Here is a 20,233-nt window from a genome sequence, read left to right on the forward strand (position 1 = left end):
AATAGAAGTTAAGAGCCATACATCTTTATGGATATTTAATCTTTTGGCAACTTCTACAGACAAAATTAGTACAATGAATAGTTATAGAATATGACCATTGTCAGCTATCATCTCAAAATTACAAGTATGTATCTTTTTTTAGGTCCCTTGCGATCTGATGAGACTATGTTTCAGACGGTACATCTGCCAATAAGCAAGCTGAAGAAATATCTATCAAGCTGCTGCCCATAAGTCACGAATAGTTTTCAGATCTTTTTCCATCGCATTAAAAACAGCTTTTTTATCAATACTGATGGCATCTTTTCCCTTTTCGGCTCCTCCAAGTGGATATTCAAGATGTAATGAAGCGGGCGGTTTTAAGTCGTAGGATTTTAGAAGTTTAAAATAGGTTTGAAAATCAACCATCCCCTCACCGATCGGAACATTTACCAGCAACCATTTACCGTTCCTTTTAGCCCATTTAAAATCTTTGAGAACAATGGTTTTAATATTCTGATGCAACAATCGAAGCCCGTTCTCCCAGGAGTAGCCTCCTTCTGCAACTGCATGCCTGATATCAAATTGTACCCCAAAATATTCCTTATTTGCAGATTCAAGTAGCATTTGTAACTCCCAAAAGGAGCCACCAATTTTTGTACCAGCATGGTTTTGATAGCAGCCAATAATGCCACTTTGACGATTTAATTCACTTAATTGTTGAATTTCATTCTGATACAGTTCTATAGAAGCCTCCATCGATCTGTCATCAAAATACTTAAACCAATTGGACCTGTAAAATTCAATTCCTGTCTTACCGGCCATCCGAATAAGTTCTTGATCTAAGGGCTTGCTTGCTTTTTCAATCGCAGTAGTAATCATCTTGCAGGAAGAACCTGCTGTCTCTATACTCTTTATCGCATGTACCAGGTCCCTTGAGACAGATTCGGGTTCGATATGTCCTTTGGGTCTTACAGTGAGATCAATGCCATCAAAACCTAGTTCTGCGGCCACTTGCGCAGCACCTTTCACATCTAAAAACTGCAAATGCTTTGAGAAAATATTGATCTCCAAGTCGTTTTCTGGCTGAGGAAAAACATCTGTTGGTACAGATATGAATGGAAATCCCAATGAAGCGATCGTAATCTTTTTTGCAAAATTTCTTCTTGTCTGGCCCATTTACTTATAAAGGAAAATACATTTCTATTCATTATGGCTCCGATAACCAAAGCGCATGATCTGATAAAAATATTGAAATAAATTGAGTTAAGGGCAAGGAACTTTAGTTTGCTTTCTTCTCATAATAGAGGAGTCAGGTAAAGTCCGGAAGCGTTTACGTTTGTTTGGGTATGCTTCCTTTTTTAGTTTCGCTTTTCCCTTTTTACAATGACCAGCCAATAGTAAAGGGCTACCGTATAAAATATTCCACCAAAGCCCATGAGCATAGCCATAGCAGGTGAAAACAACATGATTAATACGGCAGTAAAATAATAAAGCCCTACTCCTTGTATGCATTTTTTGAGGCGACGTCTTTCATCATCGTCATTGGGCCATAACCTGCTTCCTCTGAAAAAATCTTTATATGCAGGATGCACAAATTTCTCGATGATGATGGCAATCCATAAAATAAGGGTGATGATCACCAAAATCGTACTTCCAACATCAATTAACAGGATTATATTCATAGTTTTAAAGGGTGCAATTAAACAATGCTCCTTCTAGTAAAACTCTAAATATCAGTATTTAGTATATGAAAAATCAAAAAATCTGCTTCAAGGCTCTCCTTACATTATAACTCGTAACTTGATTCTATCCCTGAAGTATCTCCAATACCGGCATTGCTTTTTTTAATTTCCATTTCCTCCGAAAATTCCTGCGGAAGGTCTATAAAGCCTTTTTCATTGTAAACTCGTAACATATTATTTCTGAAATAATAGATATTGATATTATCGTTTTCTAGGTCTATAAAGAAATCATAGGCATTACTGGGACAACTATGTTGTTTGCAACCACTCATGTGAACAATATTATTAATGATGGTGATTTTTGTTTCCGTCTGATAGTTTTGAAGTAAGGCTTCATAATTGAATCTCTCCATTTTTTGCAACCTCTGTGCCAATAGACCTTTTCCAAACAGATTTTCCTGCTTGGCATATTTACCTTTATAATCGATTATATACGACAAGGGGAATTGAGGCCCTGCATCCGGTTTGACAGTCTCATCTAAATTTAATTCAGTTTCCACAGGCAAGGGTGCATCAATGGGTGCATCAATATATTCATTTGTCTTTGTCTCTTGCTTACAAGCGATCATGAATAATAAGATCAACGTATAATAGATAAATCTGTTCATAATTTTCTTTTTTAATTAACAGTGCGCTGACGAACACTTCATTCATATTCGGCTTACTCTTCTCTCAACTGTTTTTTATAGCTTTCAAGATGCGCTTTGATCTTGTCATCAAGGTCCGGTTCTTTAATATCAGAATAGGTTTTCAAGGTGTCCAATAAAGTCTTTGCCACAATATAACGTGCCAGAGGTTTATTATCCGCAGGTATCGTAAACCAAGGAGCATGTTCCCTGGAGGTTTTGTTAATTGCCTCTTGATAACATGCTTGATACTTGTCCCATAATTTTCGTTCTTTTAAATCACCAGGTGAAAACTTCCAATGCTTTTCTTCTTTTTCCAATCGTCTCAGAAGTCTGTTTTTCTGTTCTTCTTTGGAGAGATGCAAAAAGAATTTAAAAATAATCGTTCCGTTCTTAGCAAGGTGATCTTCAAAATTATTAATCTGTTCAAACCGGTCATCCCAAAAATTCTGGTCAATATCATTTACCGAATGGATACCAGGAATGTTTTCACCCAGAATATATTCAGGATGTACTCTGGTGACCAGTACATTTTCATAATGTGTTCTATTAAATATGCCAAACTTACCTTTGGCAGGTAAAGCTATATAATGACGCCAGAGGTAATCATGGCCTAATTCAAGTGGAGTTGGCACTTTAAAACTATGAACGACAACACCACGAGAATTGAAATCTTTAAATACTTCGCGAATCATGCTGTCTTTCCCTGCTGTATCCATGCCCTGAATACAAATAAGTACTGCATATTTTCCATGTGCATATAAAGTATCCTGAAGCTTTCCCAGCTTTTTACGTGTTTTCTTTAGTTCATTTTCTACCTTTTTATCATCTTCCTGTATGTCAAATCTTGTTTGTCTATCCGCTAATTTGATGGTGTTTTCTACTTTAAAAATGTCGGTATTTATTTCTTTCATGGAAACTGCTTTAAGATATTTTTCACTATTGTTTAAAGATAAAGAACAATTTTTAAACGAGATGGCATACTATTTGAATTAAGTGATAATAAATAATAAAAAATGGCATCTTTATTCCCCCTCAGATCAAGACTATTACTGCTCCTCCCCTTGCTATTCTTTACAAGTTCATGTGAAATGTTGACAGAAGAACTTTTAGAATGCAATCAAAAAATTGTTCCGAAACTTCCAGAGAAAGGCCTGTTGCAAGGAAAAGTGGGAGCCCGTTATTCAGAAATCATCTCCGCATATGTTCAGAATGCCGATGAAGAAACTTTTGATTTCCAGTTTTCTGTAATCGGAATACTCCCCGAAGGACTCAACTTCAGAAGTGACGGACGTGTATTTGAAATTTATGGAATACCTTTAAAAGAAGGAATCTATGATTTTAAGGTAAAAGTGAAACTATTGGATGTTATCACTGGCACAGGAGATGGGTTTTGCTTTTCTAAAGATTTCTCAAAACGAAGTTATAAAATCGTAATTGAAGCATAATACTACATCTTTCTCTCAAAAATTTTTCTTTTTTTTGATTTTATTTAAACTCATGGCTCAATTCAAGCAACTCTGAGGGGAAAAGTACCGAACCGAACCAATCATTTAAATATTCGATTTAAACGGAAGCTTGAGAAATATATTGCAATGTCCTGATAGGTAAACACTTTAAAAAGATATCCCAATGACAATTTTAATTGATATTTTTAGCGTCTAATTGTCCCTATTCAAAAACGAAAATGAAGGATGTAATTATTATTGGTGCCGGCTTAACTGGATTGGTCCTTGCCTATTATTTAAAAAATCAAGGACTTAATGTTTTGATCGTTGAGGGGCGCAAACGAAGTGGTGGTCGTATTTTAACTGTCAAAAAGGATAAGGTTCAGGTTGAAATGGGCGCCACCTGGATGCATACAAATCATAGGGAAGTACTCTCGTTACTGAAGAACTTAGGTTTGAACATATTTGAACAGTTTATGGGAGAATCCGCTTTTTATGAACCCATGGCTAACAATCCACATCAACAGGTTCCTTTACCTTTACATCAGGAACCTAGTTTTAGAATACAAGGTGGCAGTTCTTTTTTAATAGAATCGTTGCTACGACAACTGGATGGAACAGAGTTTCTTTATGATTGCAGAGTGACTTCCATCATAAAAGAAGATCATGAGATTGGCATTGAGAGCAATAAAGGTGACTTTAAAGCAAAACTGGTTGTTTCTACCCTTCCTCCATTTCTATTCCATAAAACAATCGAGACCAAGCCATCGTTACCTGATGAAGTGAACAATATTCTAACACAAACACATACCTGGATGGGTGAATCAATCAAAATTGCACTCTCTTATCCAGTAGCGTTTTGGCTTAAAAAACCTTTAAGCGGAACCATATTTAGTAATGCTGGGCCCGTTACGGAAATGTATGACCATTCTAATTTTAAGCAAGATACATTTTCACTAAAAGGCTTTGTAAACCCGGCCTATTTTTCGGTCTCCAAAAAGGAAAGACTTGCACATATCATACAACAACTTCAGCACTATTATGGAGAAGTAGCTAAGACCTATATCTCGTATGACGAAGTGCTATGGAAAAGAGAATCTTTGACCAGTTATCCTTATGAGACGACTCCTTTTCCACATCAAAATAACGGGCATCAGATCTATCGAAGTTCATTTATGAATGGACGACTTTTTATTGCCGGGACGGAAACAGCGTCGTCATTTCCAGGCTATATGGAAGGTGCTATTGTAAGTGCCAAAGAAACTGCTCAACATATCGAGAACTACTTTACTCGAACTGGTTTCAATTCATAAAAAAAGAAATCATCATTGGGTACATCAAAATCAAATCCCAGTACTTTTAGATTATTATCAGTATTGATCTTAATAGTACCAAAACTAAACCAGGCTTGATCTTCATCCCAATGAATTTCATAGGTATCATAATGCCAATGCGTTAAGCTTGCTGATAATAAGGGGTGGTCTTCAAACTTCAGCTTCAGTGTTTCACCTTCTTTTGACAGGCTTATGTTTCCGACAAGGTCAGAGTGATAGGCTCCCAAAATCGTATCTTCTTCAATGCTAGGCTTTGTATTTTGTATTCTCGCTTTTTTTCGATCCTCAATTCTGGTATCATTTTCGTAATACCTATTGACTCTGTCCAAGTATATTGATGACCAATCTTTTGTTTCCACTCCTAAATAATGATCAAGTGCATAATAGGTAGCCGGCGTTATAGGACTTTTAGTACCGTTGGTCAATACAACGACCCCAAGGTTTTCACCGGGTATCATTGTTACGGCAGTGATCATTCCATCAAAACCTCCCGTATGACTTACTCTCATTTTACCGTGATAATCACTCAAGCCCCATCCCAGACCATAGCCACTGAATTGTCGACCAAAATCATTTTCGCTGGTATGATCAACCCTAAAATTATTATGCGGTGTCCAAACCATATTTCTTGTATTCGCTGTTAACAAGGTGTCTTTATCATGGATGCCATGATTCATATTAAAGATCATCCATTTTGATACATCTGCAACACTGGACACAATACCTCCTGTAGCGGCTACTTCTTCCCAATCAACCCAGTCTATCACCCTATTTTCGTTCTCAGTTCTTTTATGAGGAGAAGCATAATTTCCTTTTATCTCTAGTTGTTGTAAGGAAGTAATGCTTCGATTCATACCGAGGGGCTTAAAAATTCTTTCCTGAACATTCTCACCCCAGCTTTTACCTGTAACCGTTTCTATAATCTCTCCAGCAGTTATATACATCAAATTTGAATAGCCATACCCTGCCCTAAAATCATAAGCCTTCGGAACGTATTTAATATTCTTAATTATTTCCTCGGCAGATTTATCAGATTTATACCAAATATTATCCCCACTAAAAGTCCCCAAACCTACCCGATGACTTAACAGATCGCGGATGGTAACATGTTCACTTACCCACTCGTCATAAACGGCAAAATATGGCAGATAGGTTTTTACCTTATCATCCCATTTTAAGCTTCCTTCCTGCACCAGCATTCCAATAATAGCAGAGGTAAATGCCTTGGAATTTGAGGCAATGGCATAGAGTGTATTTTCGTCAGGCTTTTCCTTTTTTCCTAGCTCAAGAACTCCATAATTACCGGTAAAAACCAATTCTCCATCTTTTACAACGCCTATCGAGGCTGCTGGCAAATCCCAATCTTTCACCATTTTTTCAAAATAAGCATCCAGTGCTTTGGTATTTACAGGCTGCTGAGCCATTACAGAAACTGAAAAGAAGCAAATAATAAAAAGTAGTCGATACATGATTCTCATAAGGGGGTTGTTTTGTTTTTTAACTATTATTTATTCGGTCTGATATTGATCTTAAAATGACTGACTTTATTCGGTTCTAAAAACAATTCAGGTGCTAAAGAATCGCTGCCAGTATAAGGATAGGCCGTAATCGGCTCTATGCACAACATGGAGCTTACTTCGGTCCACAACATGAAATTATGAAAGCCTTCTGTACTAAGATGGAGATCTGCCCCATCTGGTTTATTCAATACAATTTCATCCGTATTCAAAACTTTATAGGCTATAGAACCAACATCCAAGACGTCTTGCAAAGAAATACCTGATCCTTTTACAAGCAATGATTCAGTATTGTTTCCCGAGAGCTTAAAAGCAGGATGGTATCCTAACATATAGGGCATTCCCTTTTCAGCATCCACTTCAAATGAAACCAGCAAACTTTTATCATCCAGTTGAAAGCTTTTTTTAAAGTGAAAGTCATAGGGCCAGCTCAAACTTGCCTCTGTTGATTTTTCCGGAAATTTTGAGTTTTTTACTTTTGAATTCTTTTTATAAGATTTTGAAAATTCTGCTGATGAAGAAGCTGTTGTTAAAACTTTATAGTCAAGTTCTCGCAGCAAACCATGCTGATCTTGAATGGCCTCACCTCTATCTGTTTGTACCCTAAAATTATTCGCTTCTGTTGGGCCGATGATCGGAAACATTTCGGTATCAGCATTCCTCCAGCCTCGATCCCCTTTTTGATGTATAAGTTCTTCTCCAAAAAAACTATAACTCACCAACTCTCCATCGTCAATTACAACGGTTGATTCTTTATCAGGGCTTGTAATTACAATTTGACTGACCATAGGTATGATTTTGATTCAAAACAAATATACCAAATCTTTTTAGTCAATGATGTCAATAGCTAGGCGCTTTTTCTGGCCTTATTCATTGATAGAAATCGTTCAATGAATAGGGCTACCCCATCTTCTTTGTTTGTAGCTGTTTGTTTATTTACTACCTCCAACACTTCTGGAATGGCATTCCCAACAGCTACTCCGGTTCCTACTGCTTGAAGCATGTCGATATCATTATAATTGTCGCCAAAAGCAAGTACATTTTCGAGTTGAATCTCAGGGTAGCTATTTTTGATCAAGGCATCTATGGCTGTTTTTTTTGAAATATTCTTAGGCGATATTTCTAAATAAGTTGGTTTTGACCTGTAGCCAATGATCAAGTCACTATAGTTTATTGCAATATAATCAACAAGGGCATCCAGTTCTTCCGGTTCACCCATACACATGATCTTATGGGCACCTTTGCCTTCGCTTGCCCATCGATCTATGGTTTTTTCAAGCTGCTGAACCACAGGAAGCACTTTTGTGTTATTACTTTCCCGGTTTGCCCAGTAATCCATCCCAGGCACATACCACTCTCTTCCATGATATAAACTGGTATGAATAGTTGTATCCTTGCAAAATTCAACAAGATCAGCAGTTGTATCTATCCCTATTTCGGTACTGTGCACTATCTCATTATTCTTGAGAATCAAACCTCCATTATAACAGATCAATGGCAATTCACTGATGTCTAGTTCGGCCTGCAAGTGCTCCATGGCCTGCGGCATCCGTGATGAGATCAAAATAAACGGAATTGAGGGCAAGCCTTTAATTACTTCTATTGTCTTAACAGATAATTCGCGATCTTTATTCAATAAGGTTCCGTCAATATCAGAACAAATCAATTTAGTTTGCATGGAAAGGATTTTGTGTGGTTCTTTTAAATAAAGAAGTTTAGAATGGCAGCTATTTAAATTTCGTGCAAATATACATTGAATAAACGGTTCTAGATACAATCCTTCTCAATTATAAAAACCAGAGAACAACGTCACCTTTTATGAGATTCTTTGATATACTCGATAATTGAAAGATCTGCTTTTGACATCCTGTAGTTTTCTATTTCATCTATCAATACCCAGGCAAATTTATCGTGATCAGTCAACTTAAAATCTGTATCGATTAGAGCTACTTCATAAGCCATTAATTCGATGTGCAAAGTACCTATATGGCATACCACACTTTTAACGAACTGGCCGATACTGGAATTGACTCCTAACTCTTCCATCAATTCTCGTTGCAAAGCAATTTCAGCTGTTTCTCCTGATTCAATTTTTCCACCGGGAAATTCCCACTTCCCGGCATGTTGTTTATGAGAGGCCCTTCTGGCGATCAAATATTGATCATTTTCTTTTTTTATAATAGCTGCCACTACTTTTAGCATAATTGATTTTTAGGGTTTATAAAAAAACAATAAATAAATGATTCAAAACAGTATCAATCAACATTTTCCAAAATTACAGTAAATGAAGGCATATTAATTTTACATAATGGTTCTTAGATTTACATTTTAAAGCTATGCAATTAAAAAGAAAAAATATATATTAGCCTGGCTTGAAAAAACCACATGAAGTACTCTTGTCTCTGCTATTTACTGTTAATTCTTATCCTATTCGGATGCTCACAAGACTCAAAAAAGCATAAAAAGAATGAACCTGTCAGATCATCTTCAGAAATAATTTCACTTTATAATTTTGCCATAAATGACACAAATAGCCACGATAGCAGGCTAAAAAGCTTGAACCAAGCATATACACTTTCAAAAGCGCAAGAGAACAACAGTCTATTAAAAAAAATTCTATCTGAAAAAACTCTTTTGCATTCAGGTCTCAAAGAAAATGACAGTGCAAAGCTTTACGCCCATAAACTCCTTTTATTGGCAAGGCAAACCAATGACTCTGTTTACCTCGCTTCAGCTTACAATAAATTGGGAATATATAATAATAGATTATTTTTCACTGATTCGGCCTATTTATACTTTAATAAGTCTCAAAAGATCTATGTTGAATTGAAGGATAGTATGAAGGTCGCTGGCAAACTGTTAAATATGGCAATCATCTTTAGCAATTCAGGCAGTTATAATCAGAGCGATCAATTAGCCATTAATGGATTGAATTATTTGAACAACAAGAGTAAAGGCCAAATACTCGGCAGCCTGTACAACTGCATGGCTATCAATTCAAAAAAGCAACAAGATTACACAGAAGCCTTGTATTGGTATAAAAAAGCATCCGAAGCAACTAACAATAAAAAAAATCGGTTGGTATATGTTGGAAACACGGCAAATGTCTATCGGTTATTAGGCGATTATGACACCTCAATTTCAATTAATCAGGCACTTTTTAATGATTCGGATATAAGTGTGGATACAAAAGTATATTCAAGAGTCTTGGATAACCTTACCTATAGCAAATGGAAAAAATCCCAAAGTATTTCTCTGGAAAAGGATTTTCAAACAGCCCTGGAAATTAGGGAACAGGAAAATTATAAGTCGGCTCAGGTTACAAGTCATGCTCATTTGTCTGAGTTTTACTTAAAAACGAATAGGGCAAAATCAAGAATGCATGCTAAAAAAATGTATCATTTAGCCACTGAGCTAAATGCAGTTGATGACCGTCTGGAGGCCTTACAAGCACTCATGGCATCTTATGAAAACGACGATAAAAAGTACAATACATATGCCCGAGAATATATCCATTTGGAAGACAGTATTTTTCAGGTGAGAAGTCGAATGGCAAACAAATATCAAAAGATTCAATATGACTCGGAGCTCAACAGGTCTGAGAATATCGCTTTGAGAACCAAGAGCATTGAAGAACAACTGGCGCTTGAAAAATCAAAGCGCATGAATAGTATCTACATCGCACTGGGTGTGATCTCTATGTTTGTTTTTGCCTTTATCATATTAATCTTGCGAGAAAGATACCAAAAAGAGAAACTGGAAGAAGTAGTTCTTACTGAATCAAGAATATCAAAAAAAGTCCATGATGAAGTGGCCAATGATGTCTACCTGCTCATGAGTAAAATGGAAAAAGAAGCCTCTCAAAAAGAGCAATTGATCCATGATTTAGATGGTATTTATCGGAAAACCCGTGATATCTCAAGAGAACACAGCGCATTGGACCTACATCAGGACTTTGGAGAATTGATAAGTGATTTATTAATGAATTATAAAAGTGATGATATAAACATTATCACAAAAGGCTTAAAGAAGGTTAAATGGGATAAAATTAATCCCTTGAAAAAAACCGCGATATTTAGGGTCATTCAAGAATTGATGACCAATATGAGCAAACACAGTCAGGCTCAGATAGTGATACTTACTTTTGATGAAGTAAAGAAAAAAGTACTCATTAAATACAGTGATGACGGTATAGGCTGTGCCATCAAAAAGAACAATGGCTTGCTAAATGCGGAAAACCGTATTATTAGCCTCCGTGGAAAGATTACCTTGCAATCTGAAAAGAATAAAGGATTCAAAGCAACTTTAATCGTATAATATGTTTGGTAAAGTTTTAGTCGCCGAAGACATGGATGATATCAGCAGAGGTATCGTGTCAACACTGGAGGAACTGGGCATTGTTGATATTCAGCAGGTTCAGTATTGTGATGACGCGCTTTTAAAGATTAAAAAAGCTGCCCTGGATGGCGCGCAGTTTGAATTATTAATCACCGACCTCTCCTTTAATCTGGATCACAGAACCCAGAAAATTGCTTCGGGTGATGCCTTGGCTTCAGTGGTAAGACAACATTACCCTGAGATTAAAATCATTATGTATTCAATAGAAGATCGGGCGCAAAAAATCAGACACCTGATAAATGATCTGGGCATCCATGGATATGTATCCAAGGGGCGCCATGGTTTAAAAGACCTTTCAAAATCAGTAGAGCTTGTTTTTAAGGATACGATTTTTCTATCTGAACAAATCAGCCATGCGTTGAACCCGCAACAAGATTTTGAAGTGCAGGAATTTGATCTTATCCTTCTGGATAAACTCTCGAAAGGAAAGTCGCAGGAAGAAATTAGCGCTGAACTGAAAAATGAAGGGGTTAAACCATCAAGTCTGAGCACTATTGAAAAAAGACTCAATAAACTCAAGATTGAGTTCAAAGCAAACAATGCTATTCATTTGGTTGCCAAGGCCAAGGACCTGGGTCTGATTTAAAAGCACTATTCTTTCGAATAATTTTATGTTTTACGGAATGCCGTAAGGATTTACTGGTATTCTAATTTAAGTTTGAAGCATGAATTAAAGCGAAGATGTAAGCCATCTGAATTTTTAATGATAAGGAAAAAGTGTCTTATGATTTAACGCATGAGATCAAAGGGATTTTCCGATTCTGTAATGATTTCATTCCCTCGTGGTTTATTTCACAACTTAGGGAAATCCCAATTCTTCATTTAATTCATTATTTACCAAAATGATGAAAAATAAATATTCCTTAGAGCTAAACAATTCGTGTGAAGCGAGAAATACGGAGGCCCTTGTAAAAATTGCAGGACTTATCGATTTTAAGCAGGCAATTGGAAGGAATACTGAAGGAATAAAAGTACAAAATGAGGGACAGTTTGTTTTAGATGTGACAGATGGTAGCATTTTAAATGCAACGGGATTCACGCCGCTTTTAGGGTATTCTAAAAAAATGTCAATGCTTAAAGACGTAGTACAAATTTGCTTTAAGAAGCATCTTCCTCTTTTAAAGCACCTGTTTCGTACGTATATCGAGTATTGCGAATCACATTTTTTAGCTCAGAGCAGCACCGGGCTAACATTTACATGCAGAGTTCAAAAAAGAAATAAATCATATATTAAAATTCTATGTCAGATTAGTGTCTACGAAAGCCATGAAAATCAACTAACCAAACTTTTGATAAAATTTAGTGATATAGATTTTATCTCATCCAGTTGTGACATGGCTTGGACACTTCAATCCAATAAGGAGCAAGAACTTGTTTATAAGAAAATGGTTTCAGAAAAATTCAGAAATCTATTTTCTCCACGAGAATTGGAAATAGCCAGTGAAATGAAAAAAAGTCACACGAATACTGAGATCGGTGATAAATTATTTATCAGCGCGCATACTGTGGCCACTCATAGAAAAAATCTTTTCAAAAAATCTGGATTGCACAGTACAAATGAGTTAATTTCCTATTGCAGAGAACGAGGCTTGATTTAATCATTTTTGAACTGTAGATTTCCAAGTCAGGCTACCTAACATCCATCTGTTCCCGGTCAAATAATGATCTGAATTCATCTAATAGAAGGGATTAAAAGACTATTTTTGCATCTTTAAAAGACATTATTGATTTATTCATAATGAAGAAAACGTATCAGATACAGGGTATGTCATGCAATGGTTGTAAGAACCATGTTGAAAAACTTCTTTCTGAACCGCCCCAAGTTGAGTCAGTACAGGTGGACTTAGAAAAAGGTATTGCCCAGGTTGAATCAGTGAGCCCGGTTTCAATAGAGGTGTTTGAAAAAGCACTGTCAAGTCATGGAGGTTCTTATACCATTCATCCTGTGGGAACCACCCTGAGAAAACCTTCCAACAAATCAAAAGTTTCCAAAGGACAACCCACAGGGAAGTTTTATTGCCCAATGCATTGTGAAGGAGACAAGATCTATGAAAAACCCGGAGATTGTCCTGTATGCGGAATGGATTTAGTGGAAGAGCAAAAGGTTGATTCAGCAGCTATCAAACAATATACATGCCCCATGCATCCTGAAGTTATAAAAAATCAGCCTGGGGACTGCCCTGTTTGTGGCATGGATTTGGTAACTGTTGATCCCGAGCCAAGTGCAGAAGAAAAGAATTATTTAAAATTGCGCCATAAGCTATGGCTCTCCGTTTTTTTTACCCTACCTGTTTTTATGATAGCCATGTCCGAAATGGTTGTAAACAATCCGTTGTATCGAATAATGGATCAATATTATTGGAATTGGGTTCAGTTATTCTTCTCAGTTCCAGTTGTATTTTACACCTGTTGGATATTTTTTCAAAGGGCTTATCGCTCCATTAAAACTTGGAACCTAAACATGTTCACCTTGATTGGAATCGGGGCCGGCATTGCCTGGGTTTTTAGCTTATTTGGCTTGATCTTTCCTAATTTTTTCCCGGCTGAGTTTAAGAACAGTAACGGTTCGGTACATGTTTATTTTGAAGCCGCCACCGTCATTTTGACTCTGGTACTTTTGGGACAGGTCTTGGAGGCAAAAGCGCATAGTAAAACAAATGCTGCGGTAAAAGAACTGCTAAAGTTGGCTCCTAATAAAGCCTACCTCATTCAAAATGGAATTGAACAGGTAATTAGCACTGAGCAGATCAAGCCAAAAGATGTCTTAAGGGTTAAACCAGGAGATAAAATCCCTGTAGATGGATTCATCACGGAAGGCGAAGGCCTTGTAGACGAATCGATGGTTACTGGAGAACCCCTGGCCGTCACAAAAAGAATAAAAGACAAGGTAATTGGAGGAACCATCAACGGAAATCTGAGCTTTTTAATGGAAGCAGAAAAAGTAGGTTCCGACACCTTATTGTCTCAGATTATTCAGATGGTCAACTCAGCAAGCAGAAGCAGAGCACCGATTCAAAGTTTGGCAGATAGGGTCGCCGCCTATTTCGTACCCATAGTGGTTGCTATATCCATTATAACCTATACCGTATGGGTGTTGTGGGGCCCTGCTCCTGCCCATGTTTTTGCTTTGGTTAATGCCATTGCTGTTCTAATTATTGCCTGCCCCTGTGCCTTGGGGTTGGCAACTCCGATGTCAGTGATGGTGGGCGTTGGAAAGGGAGCACAAAACGGAGTACTCATTAAAAACGCAGAGGCGCTGGAAAAAATGGATCAGGTGGATACGCTGATCCTGGATAAAACAGGCACAATAACGGAAGGGAAACCCAGTGTGGAACGAATAATAGCTTTTGACGACTGCTCTGAAGATGAGATTTTAAGTTATAGTTTCTCATTGAATCAGTTAAGTGAGCATGCGCTGGCCACCGCAATCGTATCTTTTGGGAAATCCAAAGATACTGCTCCTGAAAAAGTTGAGCATTTTGTATCCTTAACCGGTAAGGGTGTATCTGGTGTTATTGATCAAAAAAAAGTAGCCGTGGGTAATGCTAAAATGATGGATGCCTTAGGTGTTTCATTAGATCAAAAATATGCAGTAGCCGCCATAGAATATCAAGTCAAAGGTAAAACTGTGAGCTACGTTTTAGAGGATGATAAGGTCCTTGGATTTTTGGTGATCAGCGATGCCATTAAAGAATCAAGTAAATCTGCCATAGCCACTTTAATAGACAAGGGAATTCAGGTAATCATGCTTACTGGAGATAATGCAAATACATCGGCCTATGTTGCCAGGGAATTGGGACTTTCCGGATTTAAAGCCTCCTGTTTACCAGAAGATAAGCTCAAGGAAATAGAAACTCTGCAACAAAAAGGTCATATTGTTGCGATGGCAGGAGATGGAATTAATGATGCCCCTGCCCTCGCAAAAAGTGATGTTGGCATTGCCATGGGAACCGGTACGGATGTTGCGATAGAAACTGCCTCTATCACATTATTAAATGGAGACTTATACGGAATTGTGAAAGCAAAAAATCTAAGTCATGGCGTGATGAAGAACATCAAACAAAATTTATTTTTCGCCTTGATATACAATACCATTGGAGTGCCCGTTGCAGCTGGTATTTTGTATCCGTTTTTTGGGGTTCTCTTATCTCCTATGATTGCTGCTTTGGCTATGAGTTTTAGTTCGGTTTCCGTAATTGCCAATGCCTTACGACTGAGGAAAATAAACATCTAAGTTATGTACATAGATGGCCACCAGGCACAAGATGCATACCATTGTTTTCCTGTTGTTGCTGCTGGTATTTACATGAGGACGTTGAATAGTTTCTACCTTAAAACTATTCCGAAATATTCTTATAACCCAGTAGTTTCTTATTCAGCTTTTAATAATGGATTCTCTGTTAAAATTTATGTTTCAATACTACATTATTCATTATCTTTGCACCTTAATTTTTTCAAATAGCAAAAGAAAATGGAAAACAAATATAGTTCATGGCACCATCCTTATAAAATTGCAACAGCATATAAGAAAAAGGTCGCTTATTTTAGTATGGAGTTTGGAATAGACCAGGCATTTAATATTTATTCAGGTGGACTTGGATTCTTGGCAGGTTCTCATATGAGGTCAGGTTTTGAATTAAAACAAAACATGATCGGTATTGGTATGTTATGGAAATACGGCTATTATGATCAGGCAAGAAACGATGACCAGACCTTACGTACCGAGTTCAATGAAAAGACATTTGATTTTTTAGAAGATACTGGAATTGAAGTTGAAGTTCAGTTACACGATAATCCACATGTAAAGGTAAGAGCATATGTATTAAAACCAGAAATCTTTGGTACGGTACCCATGTATTTCCTAAGCACTGATGTGGAAGGCAATGATCATTTATCAAGAACTATTACCAACCACTTATATGATGCAAATGAAGTAACAAGGGTTTCACAAAGCATTGTTCTTGGAATTGGAGGTGCAAAGGTTGTTGAAGCTCTTGGAGGATCTGATGTGTATCATTTAAATGAAGGTCACGGGCTTCCTGCCTTCTATTATTTGAGAGATCAAGGAGTTAAGAAAAATCAATTGGTATTTACAACGCATACTCCGGAAAAGGCTGGTAATGAAGAAAGAGATGCGCGTCATCTTAACAGATGTGGATTTTTTGGAAGAAACCTGAACGAAGAGGAATTGCAAAAGGAAATGGTAAATGGTGGAATGGTGAATTATACAGTTGCTGCATTGAGAATGGCTAAAAAAGCCAATGCCGTATCTAAATTACATGCCAAAGTCGCCAAAGATATGTGGAAGGACTATCCTGGGACCTGTCCGATCATTCCAATCACGAATGCTCAAAATCAAAGTTTCTGGCAGGATAAAGTAGTCAAAAGAACCTGGGAAAGAAAACAGGTGAAAGCCTATCAAAAGAGAAAACTGGAACTTAAACAAGATCTATTTAATGAAGTAGCACTTCAGACTGGAAAAACGATGGATCCAAAGGTATTAACCTTTGTTTGGGCACGTCGTTTTGCCGGGTACAAAAGAGCAGATTTATTGCTTCATGACCTTCAAAGATTTGAAAAACTCATTTCTAATGCCAAATATCCGGTTCAAATCATTTGGGCAGGTAAACCTTATCCATATGATTTCTACGCCATTGATATTTTTAATCATTTGGTAAACTACTCAAAGCAAAAACCGAATCTGGCGGTATTGACAGGCTATGAGATTGATTTATCCCGAAGATTAAAAGATGGTTCTGATGTATGGTTAAATACACCGAGAATAACACGTGAAGCATCTGGTACAAGCGGCATGACAGCCGCGATGAATGGATCTGTGAATGTCTCCATTAACGATGGCTGGATTCCAGAATTTCAAAAGAATGGTAAGAATTGTTTTGTATTACCTGAAGTAGATTATAAAATTCCTCATTGGGATCAGGATAAAATGGATGCCGATAATTTATATGACATCTTGGAAAATAAAGTAATACCAACGTATTACGATGCTCCGGAAAAATGGCAGGATATTGTCTTTAAGGCAATGGACGGTGTGATTCCAGCATTTACAAGCCACAGAATGGCAGATCAGTACTATAAGAAACTGTTTTAAGCCACATAGAATTTTGATTCGATTAAAGGTCAGAAAATGTACATTCTTACATTTTTTGACCTTTTTTAGTACCCTGAAATACCGGTTCAATTCCAAAGTTAGTATCGGTTTTGTAGAAGGAATTTCGAACTGAATTCTACAAAAAAACCTGACAGATAAATCTGCCAGGTTAGGTTAGTTTCAAAACTTTTCCCCCGAGTATTTTGAAACGCATTTCGAAATTACGAATTTTTTTCTATTATGTACTAATTACACATTAAAAATGTTTAAGAATTATTAACAGAATCCAATATTAAATTAAACATACTAAAAATCAATACTTTATAATTAGTTGAATTTTGTAACACCCTAAATATAGTGGCCTAAGCATCCTTTCCTCTCTCGTTTTTTATAATACTACTGCTTTAATTCAATTCTTATTTATCCAGTTTTTTGTTAATAATTACGGCAATATTTTTATCATCAAAAGCATATTTATTAAGACATCGATAAAAAATCAATGTTTTTGTCTAACTATTGAAATTTTTGTTCAGGTACAGTGATTTTAATATCCCCGGAACAAATACTGATCGATAGAATTACAATGTATTAAGAATAGACGTTTTTATGTTCGAATGATAAGTACCTCAAAAAATACCTGAAAAATCATTATTTTTAAGGAAATAAATACCATTTATGAAACAATATCTTTCAATAGGAGAATTGCTAATCGATTATAGACAAGAGCACACCTTGTCCCAGCTCGACTTGTCATCATTGATCAATGTTGATATTCGAACCATTCAGCGCTGGGAGAAAGATATCACATTGATCAAACCGGATAAGGAAAAAGAAATTGTTGAAGAAACATTGCTCCCCTATCAGCTTATTAGAAATTTAAATGCCGCTGTTCCAATTCCCACTTATTATGATTTTAGAATCAGAAAATATTCCTTGAACAGATTAAATAATGATCTGCCAAATGCAGATTGGTTCAAAGACCGTGTAAAAGAATTTTCAAATAGAATAAGAACAATCGAACTCTCTACAGATAAAGATTTTATATTCAAGGATTTAATACTTCAAAAAAATAAGCAGGAATTAATATCCAGGGCAGTATTATCGAAGGCTATTGAATTATTGCCGGGCCTAAATTTAATCATCATGGATGATTTTCAAAACTATTCGGGTCATTGTATTGTTTTACCCCTTTCAATAGAGGTGTACGATAAATTAAGACGGCAGGAAATCAAAGATGTTGACATTGAACTGACGGATTTGGTGAATTATAAGACGCAGGAAAAGCCTGTTTTTTTCAATTATGATATTACGGCGGACTGTAACGATAATGTATTTTATTTGGCCCATCAGTATTTAGAGTTTTTTAAAAATATTGATTCGAAAGATTATGAATACTGTTCGTATACCATGCGATATGATTCCTATGACGTTAATAATCAATTGGGCCTGGAACTTTTATGGGAAGAACCTATTCAAAAAGATATTCTAGGTCAAGAATACCACCCGAGATTCTATACTGGAAATTTTAAAAGCTATTTTGATAAAGAATAATATACTACCTGATTAATCAGACATCACTTTTTTCAGGGCCTGAACAAATAGTTTCATATGCTCCATCTTGCCTGTACTTATGCGAGCCCAATCTTGCAAAGGTGGAAAGGGTCTTCCTATCAGAATTTGCTCTTTCTTCATTTGCTCCTGCAATTGTGTAATCGGCCTGCCTGATTCGAAAAACACAAAGTTGGAATGTGAAGGAACATATCTTAAATCCAGTTCATCAAAGCTTTTATACAAAAACAGTTTGGCTTCCATATTTTTAGCAATACTATATTTGTAAAAGTCATCATCCTTCAAGGCTTCCTGAGCAGCTTTGATCGCCAGAACATTGGTGTTGGCCATCACAGATTTTTTTAATTGAGTAGCTATTTCGGGTTTTGCAATCAGGTATCCAACGCGGAGCCCCGCCAGTCCGTACACTTTAGAAAAAGTCTTTGAGACAATGATGTTTCGCCCTTCTTTAACCAATTCTATCATGGACGGATATTCAGGTTCCGTAATATAATCGTAATACGCTTCATCACTGAATATAACTGCTTTATCATCATGAGATTTACAAAAATCAAGCATCGTATTGGCATCGATAATGGTGCCGCTTGGATTATTCGGGTTACAGATAAATATCAATCCTGTCTTCTTGTTTATTCTATCTGCCATGGCTTCTAAATCATGTTCGAGGGCATCGTTTAAAGGAACACGCTGAATTTTCGAGCCATGACTTTCTGCATACGTAAGAAGCGATTGATAGGTCGGATCTGCTGCTATTATTTCACCTCCATCTCTACCGAAAATAAGACCCGCCGCTTTTAATCCTTCTGTTGATCCACCGGTGATGACCACGTAATTTTTTGGAACACCTTCCTTTGCAGCAATGGCTTCAATAAGTTCATCTTCTATTCGAAACGGATACCTGCATATCAAATCAAAATTATCACTGATTTTCTGTTGAATTCTAAAAGAAGGGCTAAATGGGTTTTCATTGGCATTGAGCATGACCAGTCTGTCACTATCAAATTTCTCTTTTAACGGTTCAAAGCCAAAAGCACTTGTGTTTCCCAATACCAGCATTCCGGTACTTAGACCTGCGGTTCTTAACCAATTTCTTCTGTTAATTTGATTCATAAGAGTTGCTTTAAACCTAAAAATACAAATAATTCTATATCTCCGGGCTGGTTTTTCACTGCCAAAAGCTTAGAATAAAAAAAGACCGACATTTTCATGTCGGCCATTCGAAACAAAACTCATACAAATTCAAAATATTTGAAAGAGATTCAAATTTAATTTTCCGTTGTTAACTGCAGGTGAATTTAATATTAAGGTTTTTTAAATATTACCTATTCTTGTTAATTTCTTTTATTTTGATTTCTTCCCCAACATTCATCTTGTCAGCGTTCAAATCATATAAATAATGATATAATTCAATTTGTTCAAGTTCAAATTTGTCGAAATATGTAAGGTTTGTTTCCAATCAAAAGCGCTTAAATTAATTATGCAATGGAAGATTACAGTTTTCAATTGAA

General features: G+C 36.5%; 17 protein-coding genes. 8 read left to right on the forward strand and 9 right to left on the reverse strand.

The window, feature by feature from the left end; translation table 11 throughout:
- Positions 1-213 precede the first annotated feature (213 nt).
- The 4 genes from ACR2MV_RS12750 to ACR2MV_RS12765 all read right to left on the reverse strand — a co-directional run bounded on the left by ACR2MV_RS12750 (position 214) and on the right by ACR2MV_RS12765 (position 3,261).
- Positions 214-1,155: a sugar phosphate isomerase/epimerase family protein gene (locus tag ACR2MV_RS12750; protein ID WP_434022302.1), complete on the reverse strand. Its 942-nt coding sequence runs from the start codon at positions 1,153-1,155 to the stop codon at positions 214-216.
- 182 nt (positions 1,156-1,337) lie between these two features.
- Positions 1,338-1,661, reverse strand: coding sequence for a hypothetical protein (locus ACR2MV_RS12755; RefSeq protein WP_434022303.1), 324 nt, complete (start codon positions 1,659-1,661; stop codon positions 1,338-1,340).
- Between the two features lie 104 nt (positions 1,662-1,765).
- Entirely contained in the window at positions 1,766-2,329 is a 564-nt protein-coding gene (locus ACR2MV_RS12760; RefSeq protein ID WP_434022304.1) for a hypothetical protein, read from the reverse strand.
- Between the two features lie 53 nt (positions 2,330-2,382).
- Positions 2,383-3,261, reverse strand: a complete 879-nt coding sequence (locus ACR2MV_RS12765) for a PPK2 family polyphosphate kinase (RefSeq protein ID WP_434022305.1) — start codon at positions 3,259-3,261, stop codon at positions 2,383-2,385.
- A 102-nt stretch (positions 3,262-3,363) separates the two neighbouring features.
- On the opposite strand from ACR2MV_RS12765, the gene ACR2MV_RS12770 reads away from it, so the two are divergent.
- Both ACR2MV_RS12770 and ACR2MV_RS12775 read left to right on the forward strand, forming a co-directional pair.
- Positions 3,364-3,795, forward strand: a complete 432-nt coding sequence (locus ACR2MV_RS12770) for a hypothetical protein (protein WP_434022306.1) — start codon at positions 3,364-3,366, stop codon at positions 3,793-3,795.
- Between the two features lie 239 nt (positions 3,796-4,034).
- Complete coding sequence (locus ACR2MV_RS12775; protein ID WP_434022307.1) at positions 4,035-5,108, forward strand: flavin monoamine oxidase family protein; 1,074 nt, start codon at positions 4,035-4,037, stop codon at positions 5,106-5,108.
- Here the strand turns inward: ACR2MV_RS12775 and ACR2MV_RS12780 are convergent.
- The 4 genes from ACR2MV_RS12780 to ACR2MV_RS12795 form a co-directional block, all read right to left on the reverse strand.
- Complete coding sequence (locus ACR2MV_RS12780; RefSeq protein ID WP_434022308.1) at positions 5,078-6,607, reverse strand: serine hydrolase; 1,530 nt, start codon at positions 6,605-6,607, stop codon at positions 5,078-5,080. The genes ACR2MV_RS12775 and ACR2MV_RS12780 overlap by 31 nt on opposite strands.
- Before the next feature lie 26 nt (positions 6,608-6,633).
- Entirely contained in the window at positions 6,634-7,434 is an 801-nt protein-coding gene (locus ACR2MV_RS12785; protein ID WP_434022309.1) for an aldose 1-epimerase, read from the reverse strand.
- Between the two features lie 59 nt (positions 7,435-7,493).
- Positions 7,494-8,324, reverse strand: a complete 831-nt coding sequence (locus tag ACR2MV_RS12790) for an HAD family hydrolase (protein WP_434022310.1) — start codon at positions 8,322-8,324, stop codon at positions 7,494-7,496.
- Between the two features lie 131 nt (positions 8,325-8,455).
- Positions 8,456-8,848, reverse strand: coding sequence for a (deoxy)nucleoside triphosphate pyrophosphohydrolase (locus ACR2MV_RS12795; RefSeq protein ID WP_434022311.1), 393 nt, complete (start codon positions 8,846-8,848; stop codon positions 8,456-8,458).
- 354 nt (positions 8,849-9,202) lie between these two features.
- On the opposite strand from ACR2MV_RS12795, the gene ACR2MV_RS12800 reads away from it, so the two are divergent.
- From ACR2MV_RS12800 to ACR2MV_RS12825, 6 genes are all read left to right on the forward strand, one after another.
- Positions 9,203-10,963 carry a sensor histidine kinase gene (locus ACR2MV_RS12800; RefSeq protein WP_434022312.1) on the forward strand — a complete coding sequence of 587 codons (1,761 nt, stop codon included), beginning with the start codon at positions 9,203-9,205 and terminating at the stop codon, positions 10,961-10,963.
- 1 nt (position 10,964) lies between these two features.
- Complete coding sequence (locus tag ACR2MV_RS12805; protein ID WP_434022313.1) at positions 10,965-11,630, forward strand: response regulator; 666 nt, start codon at positions 10,965-10,967, stop codon at positions 11,628-11,630.
- A 259-nt stretch (positions 11,631-11,889) separates the two neighbouring features.
- On the forward strand, positions 11,890-12,642 hold the full coding sequence (locus ACR2MV_RS12810) for a response regulator transcription factor (protein ID WP_434022314.1): 753 nt from the start codon (positions 11,890-11,892) through the stop codon (positions 12,640-12,642).
- A 140-nt stretch (positions 12,643-12,782) separates the two neighbouring features.
- Positions 12,783-15,278, forward strand: coding sequence for a heavy metal translocating P-type ATPase (locus tag ACR2MV_RS12815; RefSeq protein WP_434022315.1), 2,496 nt, complete (start codon positions 12,783-12,785; stop codon positions 15,276-15,278).
- 237 nt (positions 15,279-15,515) lie between these two features.
- Positions 15,516-17,156 carry an alpha-glucan family phosphorylase gene (gene glgP, locus ACR2MV_RS12820; RefSeq protein WP_434022316.1) on the forward strand — a complete coding sequence of 547 codons (1,641 nt, stop codon included), beginning with the start codon at positions 15,516-15,518 and terminating at the stop codon, positions 17,154-17,156.
- 675 nt (positions 17,157-17,831) lie between these two features.
- A complete protein-coding gene (locus ACR2MV_RS12825) occupies positions 17,832-18,707 on the forward strand; it encodes a helix-turn-helix domain-containing protein (protein ID WP_434022317.1) in 876 nt (291 codons plus the stop codon).
- Between the two features lie 12 nt (positions 18,708-18,719).
- Here the strand turns inward: ACR2MV_RS12825 and ACR2MV_RS12830 are convergent, their stop codons facing one another.
- Positions 18,720-19,835 (reverse strand): pyridoxal phosphate-dependent aminotransferase, encoded by a 1,116-nt coding sequence (locus ACR2MV_RS12830; protein WP_434022318.1) that lies wholly within the window; start codon positions 19,833-19,835, stop codon positions 18,720-18,722.
- Positions 19,836-20,233 lie beyond the last annotated feature (398 nt).

It is taken from the genome of Lutimonas sp. (genome assembly GCF_051011215.1).
In the GTDB taxonomy this organism is placed as follows: Bacteria; Bacteroidota; Bacteroidia; order Flavobacteriales; family Flavobacteriaceae; genus Lutimonas.